Raw genomic sequence first — 581 nt, 5'->3', positions numbered from 1 at the left:
GTTTTTCTACAGCTACGTTAGGCCTCTTATGCAAAGTCACCGGCTGGCAAAGCTCGAACAAGCTGTTGGGGCAGTTTTGCCGAGCGAGTACAAGTTGTTCTTGGCAACACATGTGTCACAAGATCAACCAAACCTAGCCTTTTCCGGCGAGCGCCATTGGGACGTCCGCACTCTCTACGAGTTAGCAGACGGAGGTCTTGACGATCAACTTGATCGTGTGTATTCACTCGTCGGTGACGTCTTGCCCGCCTATGCACTTCCCATCGGTGAGGACTGGGGCGGAAATTTCTACTGTCTTATTACGCACGGAGACTCCGCCGGCCATGTCGTATGGTGGAATCACGAGCGTGAACTTGGGGATGATCGCACTGAGCCAGTGGCGCCTTCCTTTGCAGCATTTAGCGGCGGCCTCGTACATCACGACGAGGCCTAACATCTCCTTAGGAGACTTCCAGTCAAGCCCGGGTGCATGATGCTTTTGCCCTGAGCTTTCGGGCGACTGCTGGCGATCGTGTTGTGCTTTGTGTCGCGTGCTGCTTGTCAGTTCGATGCGGCGTCAAACGTTGCCAGACTGCATTTCC

The 581-nt window shown here is 54.6% G+C and carries 1 protein-coding gene; it reads left to right on the top strand.

Translation table 11 applies throughout. The features are described 5' to 3' along the window. A partial coding sequence (locus UU7_RS17685) for an SMI1/KNR4 family protein (protein ID WP_162098646.1) occupies positions 1 to 433 on the top strand: 433 nt, incomplete at its 5' end. Positions 434 to 581 lie beyond the last annotated feature (148 nt).

It is taken from the genome of Rhodanobacter spathiphylli B39 (genome assembly GCF_000264295.1).
In the GTDB taxonomy this organism is placed as follows: domain Bacteria; phylum Pseudomonadota; class Gammaproteobacteria; order Xanthomonadales; family Rhodanobacteraceae; genus Rhodanobacter; species Rhodanobacter spathiphylli.
The sequence above is the reverse complement of the archived record's forward strand: the minus strand, read 5'-3'. Positions and strand labels throughout refer to the sequence as shown.